At 68.2% G+C, this 10,006-nt stretch carries 9 protein-coding genes and 3 pseudogenes; 4 read left to right on the forward strand and 8 right to left on the reverse strand.

Going from position 1 to position 10,006, the window contains the following annotated elements:
* Positions 1-127 precede the first annotated feature (127 nt).
* Entirely contained in the window at positions 128-874 is a 747-nt protein-coding gene (locus tag A5767_RS13755; protein WP_006554456.1) for a TetR/AcrR family transcriptional regulator, read from the reverse strand.
* A 73-nt stretch (positions 875-947) separates the two neighbouring features.
* Here A5767_RS13755 and A5767_RS13760 point away from each other — a divergent pair, with 73 nt between their 5' ends.
* On the forward strand, positions 948-1,337 hold the full coding sequence (locus A5767_RS13760) for a VOC family protein (RefSeq protein WP_006554455.1): 390 nt from the start codon (positions 948-950) through the stop codon (positions 1,335-1,337).
* 12 nt (positions 1,338-1,349) lie between these two features.
* Here the strand turns inward: A5767_RS13760 and A5767_RS13765 are convergent, their stop codons facing one another.
* Both A5767_RS13765 and A5767_RS13770 read right to left on the reverse strand, forming a co-directional pair.
* On the reverse strand, positions 1,350-1,787 hold the full coding sequence (locus A5767_RS13765) for a VOC family protein (protein ID WP_006554454.1): 438 nt from the start codon (positions 1,785-1,787) through the stop codon (positions 1,350-1,352).
* A 1-nt stretch (position 1,788) separates the two neighbouring features.
* Positions 1,789-2,361, reverse strand: coding sequence for a DinB family protein (locus tag A5767_RS13770; protein ID WP_064852515.1), 573 nt, complete (start codon positions 2,359-2,361; stop codon positions 1,789-1,791).
* Positions 2,362-2,422: 61 nt separating this feature from the next.
* On the opposite strand from A5767_RS13770, the gene A5767_RS13775 reads away from it, so the two are divergent.
* Both A5767_RS13775 and A5767_RS13780 read left to right on the forward strand, forming a co-directional pair.
* Positions 2,423-3,388 carry a helix-turn-helix transcriptional regulator gene (locus A5767_RS13775; RefSeq protein WP_064852516.1) on the forward strand — a complete coding sequence of 322 codons (966 nt, stop codon included), beginning with the start codon at positions 2,423-2,425 and terminating at the stop codon, positions 3,386-3,388.
* Between the two features lie 40 nt (positions 3,389-3,428).
* The gene (locus A5767_RS13780; protein WP_064852517.1) at positions 3,429-4,394 is read left to right on the forward strand and encodes an endonuclease/exonuclease/phosphatase family protein; all 966 of its coding nucleotides are present in this window, start codon (positions 3,429-3,431) and stop codon (positions 4,392-4,394) included.
* Between the two features lie 68 nt (positions 4,395-4,462).
* Here the strand turns inward: A5767_RS13780 and A5767_RS23755 are convergent, their stop codons facing one another.
* The 5 genes and pseudogenes from A5767_RS23755 to A5767_RS13800 form a co-directional block, all read right to left on the reverse strand.
* The gene (locus tag A5767_RS23755; RefSeq protein WP_231913188.1) at positions 4,463-4,756 is read right to left on the reverse strand and encodes a hypothetical protein; all 294 of its coding nucleotides are present in this window, start codon (positions 4,754-4,756) and stop codon (positions 4,463-4,465) included.
* Positions 4,671-5,501, reverse strand: a complete 831-nt coding sequence (locus A5767_RS13785) for an alpha/beta hydrolase (RefSeq protein ID WP_231913189.1) — start codon at positions 5,499-5,501, stop codon at positions 4,671-4,673. The genes A5767_RS23755 and A5767_RS13785 overlap by 86 nt, the downstream gene beginning before the upstream one ends.
* A 201-nt stretch (positions 5,502-5,702) precedes the next feature.
* Positions 5,703-6,542, reverse strand: a pseudogene (locus A5767_RS13790) (thiolase family protein); the annotation flags it as partial.
* Between the two features lie 37 nt (positions 6,543-6,579).
* Positions 6,580-6,784, reverse strand: a pseudogene (locus tag A5767_RS13795) (Zn-ribbon domain-containing OB-fold protein); the annotation flags it as partial.
* A 66-nt stretch (positions 6,785-6,850) separates the two neighbouring features.
* Positions 6,851-8,503: pseudogene (locus A5767_RS13800) on the reverse strand (MBL fold metallo-hydrolase).
* Positions 8,504-8,670: 167 nt separating this feature from the next.
* Between A5767_RS13800 and A5767_RS13805 the strand changes: the two are divergent.
* Positions 8,671-9,798 carry an NDMA-dependent alcohol dehydrogenase gene (locus tag A5767_RS13805; RefSeq protein ID WP_019289833.1) on the forward strand — a complete coding sequence of 376 codons (1,128 nt, stop codon included), beginning with the start codon at positions 8,671-8,673 and terminating at the stop codon, positions 9,796-9,798.
* Positions 9,799-10,006: the final 208 nt, after the last annotated feature.

A 10,006-nucleotide genomic window follows, 5' to 3' on the forward strand; every position in this document is an offset into this window, starting at 1 on the left:
CGTAGGTGTGCCGGGATCTGCGTACGCCGTGGCCGGCACTGCAAAGGCGATTGCGGCACAACCGAGCACGCCCGCGGCGAATCGCTTCATGAAATCCTCGAATCTCTCGTACGAACCTTCGGGGAAATCATTCCCCGGTGGGTCGTACCCCGCCATTCGAGACGAGCGGTTCGAGCCCGTCGAGGACGCGCTGCAGCCCGAACTCCCATGCGTGGTGCGGGCTGTAGGCGGCGTTCATCTCTGCTCCGGCCGCCGCTCCCACCCGCTGTGCGAGGGGATGGTCGTCACCGAGATAGTGCGCGAGTCGCTCGTTCCATCGCGCCCAGGCCTCGCCCATGTCGGCGGCGTGCGGATCAGGTCGTCGGGCTCGGGCCGCACCCCGCACGAAGTCCGCGACGAACGTGAGCGCGGCGTCGCGATCGATGTCGCCGAGGGGCGTGCCGTCGAAGGCGTGGAGTTCGTGGTCGTACTTCGCGATCGTGCCGGGGCCGAGGGCCGTGCGCTGATCGTCGACGTCCAGCAGCCACCAGTGTGCGGCGTAGTGCTCGAGTTCGGATTCGGCGACCTGCCGTACCCGATCCCGCCACGACGGGGACTCGTAGGGCGGCCGGGGTTGCCGGGCGTGGACCCGATCGACCATGAGGACGAGGAGGTCGTCGCGCGACCCGACATGGGTGTAGAGGGCCATGGCGGAGACGCCCAGATCGGTCGCGAGGCGACGGATCGTCACCGCGTCGAGGCCCACCGCGTCGGCGACGGTTACCGCAGCGTCCACCGCGGATGTGGTGGTGATCTTGGCTTTCGGCCCGCGGGAACCACCGGTCGGCGCGTCGGGATGCTCGCGCCACAGCAGGTCGATCAGATCGCGCGCCATAAATGCCTCCCGAAAACTCGCTCTCGGGAGTACTCTATACGCCGTACAAGGTTTCTGCTCTGGGGGAGGTCCTATGAAAATCAAGTCCACAGCACTGTCGCTCAACGTCGCCGACACTGCCGCATCGGCAGATTTCGCGATCCGGCACTTCGGTTTCACCGAGGAGATGTCGGCGGACGGATTCGTCTCGTTGACTCACCCGGACGCAGGATTCAACATCGTGTTCCTGCGTACCGGGCTGTCGACCTTCAAGCCGGAATCCGTCGCCGGCCCGGCCGGTCAGGGCATGCTCATCGCCTTCGTCGTCGACGACGTCGACACCGAGTTCGCGCGCATCGCGGAAGCCGGTGCGACGGTCGTGACCAAGCCGGAGACCGAGCCGTGGGGTGAACGGTACTGCCAGTTCGCCGATCCGAACGGGATCATCTGGCAACTCGTCCACTGGGTCTCGGAACCGGCCTGACCATGCGAAGTCTCAGTCGAGGCAGAATTCGTTGCCCTCGGGGTCGGCCATGACGATGTGGCCGGCCCCGAACGGCGGCGCCGGGTCGTGACGCTCCAGGCGCGTGGCCCCGCGTGCGACGAGCCGTTCGGCCTCGGCTTCCAGGGCGGCCATGCGCTCGGCGCCGTCGAGTCCGGGCGCGGCACGCACGTCCAGATGCATCCGGTTCTTGGCCTGCTTGCCCTCGGGCACCTTCTGGAAGAACAGTCGGGGCCCTGCCTCGTCCGGGTCGACGATGCCCGACGCGTCGTTGCGTCGTTCGAGTGGCACCCCCATCGCGTCGAGCGCGTCGTCCCACGACACGAAATTGCCGGGCGGCTTCTGGAGTTCGTAGCCGAGGGCGTCCGCCCAGAAGTCCGCGAGAGCCGCGGGATCGGCGCAGTCGAACGTGATCTGGATGTCGCGGGCCATGTCAGCTCGCCTCCTGTCGGGCGCGGGTACGGGTGTGCAGGTAGTGGTCCCTCAGAAGACAGACCTCGGACAGATGATGGATGAGTTCGCGGTGGATGTGCAGGACCAGCGCGCCCATCGGGTACTCGGCGTACGGTCCTTCGGCTTCACCGCACGGTCGGGCGAGTCCGTCTTCCCCGAGAGACTCGACGCCCGCAATCCACGTGGCGAGTTCGGCATCGAGCTGGGCGAGGGCCTCGTCCGCGGTCGCTGCGTACTCGAACGACATGTAGTCGGTGGCTGTGCGTCCGAAATGGCTCGCGTTGCGCATCGCCAGCACGCCGACGATCACATGCCCGAGCCGCCACGCAATGGTCGTGATGGGCGGCGGATCCGGTTCGGGGACCGCGAAATCGATGGTCATCGCCCCGGCGCCTCCCAGTAGGGGAGCGGTGCCCGTCCCGCGCGGCCGAACACTCCAGCAGTCGAGTGCGGGCTCGAAGAAGTACTCGTCGTCGGTGAGGCCGTCGAGGCGACGGCGAACCGGATAGTCGAGTTGCTGTCGCAGTAGGTGGTTCCAGCCGAGTTCTGTCATGGCTCCAGGTTGGCGCATATTCCGGACAGCTTCGGTCCGTGATCCGTGCGACTATCGTCGTGTGACCGTCGAGTCGACCACCGAACGGGTTCTGAGGGTGCTTGCGCTGTTGCAGAGTCGCCCCTCGTGGACCGCTGACGAACTGGCTGCGGAACTCGGCGTGACCGATCGCTCGGCGCGCCGCGACGTCGATCGGCTGCGCGCCCTCGGCTATCCCGTCCGCGCGACCCCCGGTGTCGGCGGTGGTTATCAGCTCGGTGCCGGCACGAGACTGCCGCCGCTGCTCCTGCACGACGACGAAGCGATCGCCACGGCGGTGTCGCTGCGACTGGCGTCGGGCAGCACCATCGCCGGTGCCGCCGAGGCGGCCCTGCGCGCACTGGCAAAGCTCGATCAGGTGATGCCGCCGCGTCTGCGCGCGGAGGTGCGGGCGATCTACGGGGCCACCGAGACCGTCGTCGGCGCGGGCACCGAGATCGACGCCGACACGCTGCTGGCGTTGGCCCGCGCGTGCCGCGACGCGACCCGTGTGCGGTTCCGGTACACCACCCGGCAGGAGGCGGACGACGAGCGCACCGTCGAACCGGTGCGGATGGTCGCTGCCGGACAGCGCTGGTACCTCATGGCATGGGACGTCGATCGCGACGACTGGCGCACCTTCCGGCTCGACCGGATGCGCGACGTGTCCCTCACGACCTGGCGGTTCCGGCCGCGGCAGCATCCCGATCCGGTGTCGTACGTCCAGCGGTCCGTGACGGAGTCGCCCTACCGGTACATCGCGCGGATCCGCCTGCGGGCGGACGCCGGCCAGGTGCGCGACATGGTGCCGCCGCAGGTCGGGCGGGTCGAGGACGACGAGGACGGGTGGTGCGTGCTCGTCGTCGGCGCGGACGACCCGGACTGGGTCGTGATGCACGTCGCGCGAATGGGTTTCGAGGCGGTCGTCCTCGAGCCACCGGAACTTCGGGCGGCCGCGGACCGGCTCGCGACGCACCTCGCCGCGATCGCCTCCCGCTCCGATCGGTGACGGGTCCTCGCGCACGCGACCTGCGGCATGGTTGTGTGGCGTGGTGACGGCGAAGTGGCTCCGGCTCGGATCGGACGTTCTCGGGTGGGCGGCAACCGCGACAGGCGCGGTCGGTCTCGCGCTCCACTTCGGTAGGTGGTCGGCCCAATCCTTGGTGCTCGCAGCGTCCGGCGCGTCGTATCTGATGGCCGGTGCGGTGATCGGGCTGATCGCCTTTGCCGTCCGTCGACGCCTATTCGGGGCCCTCGTTGCGGGTGCGATTGCTGCGACTGCGGTCTGGACCCAGGCGCCTCTCCACGTCGCGACGGCTGCGGCCGGTGCGGGTCCCGATATCACCGTGATGCACGCGAACATTCTGTTCGACAGGGGTGCCGATCCCGAGGTCGTCGTGTCCCGGGTCCGGGACCGCGACGTCGACCTGCTCACGGTGAACGAACTCACCTCTGCGGGGGTCGATGGACTCACCCGTGCCGGTCTCGACGAGCTGTTACCCCATCGGTATCTCGTCCCCGGAGAGTTGGCGTCGGGAACGGGGATCTGGAGCCGATTTCCGCTGTCGGACACCGTCGAGCACGACGGATTCGTCTTCCGTCAACTCTCTGCGCTCGCGGACGTACCGGGAGCGGGACCGGTCGCGGTCCACGCGTTCCACCCGGTCCCACCGGTGTTCGACGCGCAGGACTGGGCTGCCGAACTGTCACGGTTGCAGGACATCCTCGATCGATCTACGGCCGACGTCCCCGCAGTCGTGGGTGGCGATTTCAACGCCACCTACGACCATGCGCAGTTCCGCGCGTTGCTCTCGGGGCGTTTCGCCGATGCCGCGGAGCAGGCGGGAGCGGGGGCGGTGCGTACCTATCCGACCGACAAACCCGGCCCGCCGCTGGTGGCGATCGATCACATCCTCGTCGGGAACGGGACGGCCGTCGCGTTCGACTCCGACGACCTTCCCAGGGCGGATCACCGTTCGGTGGTCGCCCGGATCCGGTTGGACCCCGGCGAGTGACGCCTCGGGATCAGGCCCCCCGCGAGCGAAGCCTTGCGATCAGGCCCCCCGCGAGCGAAGCCTCGCGATCAGGCCTCAGCGCCCATCGACTCGGCGAGGATCGGCCACGCCTTGCGCGGGTCGTCCTCCCAGTAACCCCACGAATGCGTTCCGTCGGCATCGAGTTCGGCCGTGACCGGGATGTCGAGCGCTTCGAGCCGGTCCACCAGCTGGCGCGTGCAGGCATTCGTGGCGGCCTCGATCGCTCCGCCTGCGACGATCTGCGTGGCGAACGATTCACCCGCCGCGCGTTCCTGACCGGGGACGTCGTACGTGCCGGGCAGACCGTTGCGGCTCGACAGGTACAAGGCCTTGCCGCGCAAGCCTTCCGCATTGAGGTAGACGTCGTGCTCGGTCCAGCGCGGACCCGTCGGCCGGACCCCACATGCTCTCGACGTCGCCCTTGCCGCGGCGCTCGACGACGAGCCTCACGTACAGCTGACCGACCGGATCACTGGTGCGCACGCATCCGCTGAGGGATGCGACGCCGGAGTACAGGTCGCCGCTCCGGATCGCGAGGTCCAGCGCGGAGCCGGCACTCATGGACATCCCGATGATCGACTGCTTGCCGTCGGTGTCGAGCAGTTCGTCGACGACGGGCGGCAGTTCCTCGAGGAGGAAGGTCTGCCACTGGTTGCGACCGAGAACCGGATCGTCGAGATCCCAGTCGGTGAAGTAGCCGAAGTTGCCGGTGGCGGGGATGACCACGTTGACATTCTTGTCCGAGAAGAACTCGGCGATGTCGCTGCTCTCCATCCACCCGGTGCCGTCGATCACCCCGACACCCGCGCCGCCGAGGGCGTAGACGACCGGCCGCGGCTCGCGCGGATCGGCCGGACGCAGGACGTCCAGGGGGATCACGGTATCCACGGCCGGGGAATAGACGCGGACCGTCCAGTGCTGGTCGGTCACCTCGTCGACGCCCTCGACGTAGGCGGTGGCGGGCTCGGCGTCGGGTTGCTCGGGATCGGCGTGCGCGGTGGCGGTGCCGAACACGAGCGACGAGAGGCCTGCGAGACCGACCGCAAGGCTGCGGAAGCCACGACGGGACACGACGGATCGACGCACGGATGAACGCCTCGACTCGAAGTGATGCCGAGAGTCGTCCCCCGCGTTCGACTCGCTGAGCTGGACAGTACCTTCCTCCGGTTGCGAAAAGTGCCTCGGGGTGCTGTGATTCCGGCCTCGCGGTGTCCCTGGGACGAGTTCGGCCACCGCACTTGGGATCTCGTGCGGCGACCGAACTTTCGTGCGGTTACGTGGTGCTCGGAGTGACAGGATCGATGCGGCTGCGGTGCCGGGGCACCGTGGACTTGGGCGAGGCCAACCTTCGGCTCGCCCGGAATCTGCCGCTCGCCGGCCGGACCGCGCAGCTGCAACACCAGTTCGTGGACCTGGCGGATGCCGGAGACGTCGACGGGTTCACCGTTGACGATGAGACCACCCGTCGGTGTTCGCAGGGAGGGATCCGCCGATCGCGGTGGCTCCCTCGACGCCCTCGGGGCCGATGCCGACGCCCTCGGGGCTGGTGCCGACGCCCTCGAAGGCGGCCTTGGCTGCGTAGACGGTGGGGGAGACGTCCTCCTCGACCGACGCCCACGTCACACGGACCTCGTACGCGCCGTAGGTGCGCGTGCGAATCGCGTTGGAGCGCAGGTAGACCGGCGTTTCGGTAGTGTGCTTCGACACCAGATCGCCGCGGCACATGATCACCGCTGCGGCAGCCTCGTCCGGCGCGCAGAACATCTTCGCCGTGAGCGGGTAGTTGAGCATCGGCGACGACAGAATGTCGTCGATGTTGAACTCCGTGCGGCGGAAGGCATTCGGGTTGAGGCCGCCGTTGCGGTAGTTCTTCGCCGCGACCCGTGCGAGCGTCTTGTGCGAGATGTTGTGGTCGATGGCGTAGCGGTTCGCCTTCATGCCGAAGAACTTGGTGGTGACGAACTGTCCGTTCTCGGCGTACCAGGCGGGCAGACCGAGCATGGCGGGATCGGCGGTGAAGCGGACGTCGCGCACGTGTTGAACACGTTGGTGAAGGGAATGCCGGTTGGCGCCGAATCTACCGAACGGGTGAAGGCCCACCCCGATGATGGCAACGTCGTTCACGATGTCGGGAACTCCTCGATGGGATGTGTGCGGATCAGATCGGCACGAAGCCCTGCGTGGTCCATGCCACGAGCGTGCCGCGACGCGGCAGCAGCAGCTCCGAGAAGTTTGCCCCGCTGCACCGGGGGGCAACGCGGCTGGGTGGGCCATGTGGTCGCGGAGCAGTCGTCGCAGCGGCTGCCGATGAGCTGCGGGTTCTCTGCCGGCCACGTGGATACGTCGGGCGCGAGCGCCTTCGTCGTCATGGTTCGTCCTCCGTTGTCCGATGCCGATGCGGCGGCCCTCGCCGCGGTCGAACATGAGGATCACGCTCAGAAACGGCGCCTCCGGCGGGGCGGAGGCTTGCGCCGGCCCGGCCTCGAGTGGCGCCGGTGCTCCTCCGGGGTCTGGGCACCCGTGCGGTATTCGTCGAGCACCTTCCGCATCGCAGCGATCGCGCGCTCCCGGGTGCGCGGGTCGTCGATCTCGAGCAGCTGGTCGCGCAGACCGGTAGCGAACTCGGCGTACTCGTTCTGCTAGTCGCGGCCGACGTGCACCGGCGCCGGGGGTGCGACCGTGGCGATGTGCTCGGGCGGACCGCCCGCCACGAGCCGGTATCGGGCGCCGATCTCCGGGACGACCACGTTCAGTCCGGCATCGAGGTCGTGCAGCGCCGCCGTGAAGGCGGCGAGCGCATCGGGTTCTCCGTGGTCGAGGAAGACTGCACCGGAGATCGGCGCGCGTTGCCCGACCCATTGCACCAACTCGCCGCGATCGGCGTGCGCGGAGTAGCTGTCGATCCGCCGGATCCGTGCCCGGACATCGATGTCCTCACCCGAGATCCGGACCTTCGAGGCACCCTCGAGGATCACCCTGCCGAGCGTGCCTTGCGCCTGATAGCCGACGAAGAGCACCGTCGAGTCGGGGCGGGCGAGGTTGTTCCGCAGGTGGTGCCGAACCCGTCCCGCCTCGCACATCCCGGAGGCCGCGATGATGATCGCGCGATCGTAGCTGTCGATCCGCATCGATTCCTCGGCCTCGGTGGTGTACCGGATGCCCGGATGGCGGAAGACGTTCCGGCCGTCGAGATCCTCGAGTTCTCCGGCATGTGCGGCGAAGACGTCGGTCGCGCGGATCGCCAGCGGGGAGTCGACGAAGACCGGCACCCCCGGAATACGCTCGTCATCGAGCAGATATCCGATGTCGAGCAACAACTCCTGGGTGCGTTCGAGCGCGAACGACGGCACGATCAGGTTGCCGCCCCGCCCGAGTGCCTCGTTCACCTCCCGGGCGAGGAGGTCGCGGCGCTCGGCGATCGTGAGTCGAGGGCGTGAGCGGTCCCCGTAGGTGGATTCGCAGACGACGTAGTCGAGTCCGGTCGGACCTTCCGGATCGGCGTGGAAGGCCTTCTGTTCCGGCCCCAGATCCCCCGAGAACAACATCCGCACACCGCCGGCCTCGATCTCCGCCGAGGCCGATCCCAGGATGTGTCCGGCATTCCACAGGCGGACCCGGAAACCGGGCGCCGGTTCGAACCACTCCTCGAGCGGTATCGGCCGGGCGCGTGAGGCGGCGAGCCGGGCGTCCTCCTCGGTGTAGATCGGGTGGAATTCGGCGCGGTTCGCGCGGTCGCGTCGCCGATTGCGGCGCTGGGCCTCGAACTCCTGGATGCGAGCCGAGTCGGCAAGCATGAACGAGAGCAATTCCGCTGTGGGGGCCGTGCAGAAGATCGGGCCGTCGAAGCCGCGGGCGACGAGCTTGGGGAGCAGGCCGCAATGGTCGATGTGGGCGTGGGTGAGGATCACGGCGTCGACCGACTCCGGGGGGAACGCGAACTCTGCGACGTTCAGGTTCTCGAGGCTGCGGGAGCCCTGGAACAGTCCGCAGTCGATCAGGATCCGCGCGTCGCCGAGTTCGACCGTCGCGCACGAACCGGTGACGGTTCTCGCCGCCCCGTGGAAAGTGAGTTCCGGATTGTCGGACACGGCATCTCCTCGGACGCTCGGGCGGTGGTGACCCGCGGGACTGCCTCTCACCGTATCGAGCGCGGGTGTCCCACCGGACCGGGAAAGCATGTAGAACCTGTTCCAATTCTGTGCGATTGTGGCTATCGTCACGTGCACAACCGGCAATGCGATGGAGGGCGAGCCAGATGAAGACCAAGGGTGCAGTGCTGTGGGGCATCGACGAACCGTGGTCCGTCGAGGAGATCGACCTCGGCGATCCCGTCGCGGGCGAAGTGCAGATCCGCATGGAAGCCGCCGGCATGTGCCATTCCGACCATCACATCGTCACGGGCGCAACCCCGATGCCGTCCTTCCCCGCCATGGGTGGTCACGAGGGCTCGGGCGTGATCACCAAGGTCGGTGAGGGTGTGGTGGGTCTCGAGGTGGGCGACCACGTCGTGCTGTCCTTCATCCCTGCGTGCGGACGGTGTCCGTCCTGTTCCTCGGGGCACTCGAATCTGTGCGACCTCGGGGCGGGACTGCTCGGCGGCCAGGCGATCTCCGACGGCACCTACCGCATTCAGGCCCGCGGCGAGAACGTGATCGCGATGTGCCTCCTCGGCACCTTCTCGCCGTACATGACGGTCAACCAGAGCCAGGTCGTCAAGATCGACAAGGACGTACCCTTCGAGCTCGCGGCGCTGGTCGGCTGCGGCGTGCCCACCGGCTGGGGTTCGGCGACGAACATCGCCGAGGTCAAGGCCGGCGACTCGGTCGCCATCATCGGCGTCGGCGGTGTCGGCATGAGCGCTCTGCAGGGCGCCGTCGCCTCGGGTGCGCGCCACGTGTTCGCGATCGACCCGGAGCCGTGGAAGCGGGAGCAGGCGCTCAAGTTCGGTGCCACCCACACCTACGCCTCCATCGAGGAGGCCATCGTGCCCATCATGGAGATCACGTGGGGCCGCATGTGCCACTCGACGATCATCACCGTGGGCGAGATGAAGGGCGAGCTGGTCGATCCGGCACTGACACTCACGGCCAAGGGCGGCCGGTGCGTCGTCACGGCGATGGGCTACATGTCCGACATGGACGTCAAGCTCAACTCGTTCCTGCTCTCGATGCTGCAGAAGGACCTCAAGGGCAACATCTTCGGTGGCTGCAACGCGCGCGTCGACATCCCCAACCTGCTCGACCTGTACAAGTCCGGTCAACTGAACCTGGCCGACATGGTCACGCGTACCTACACCCTCGAGCAGATCAACGACGGATACCGGGACATGCTCGAGGGCAGGAACATCCGCGGCGTCATCCGCTACACCGAAGCCGACTGGTGACCGGTACCGACCGGTGACCCCGCGCCGCCGGGGCGTCTCGTAGGCTGATCGCGTGCACAGCCTCGATCTGCTCAGCGACTGGCCTGTCGACCGTTGCCCCCCCGCGGGGGGGGCCCCCGCCGGGGGGCCCGGGCCGGGTCCGGGGGGCCCCGGCCGGGGGTTTCCCCCCGGCTCCCGGGCCCCCCCGCGGGGGGGTACCCCCCGCGGG

It is taken from the genome of Rhodococcus sp. 852002-51564_SCH6189132-a, from assembly GCF_001665495.1.
Taxonomy (GTDB): domain Bacteria; phylum Actinomycetota; class Actinomycetes; order Mycobacteriales; family Mycobacteriaceae; genus Rhodococcus; species Rhodococcus pyridinivorans.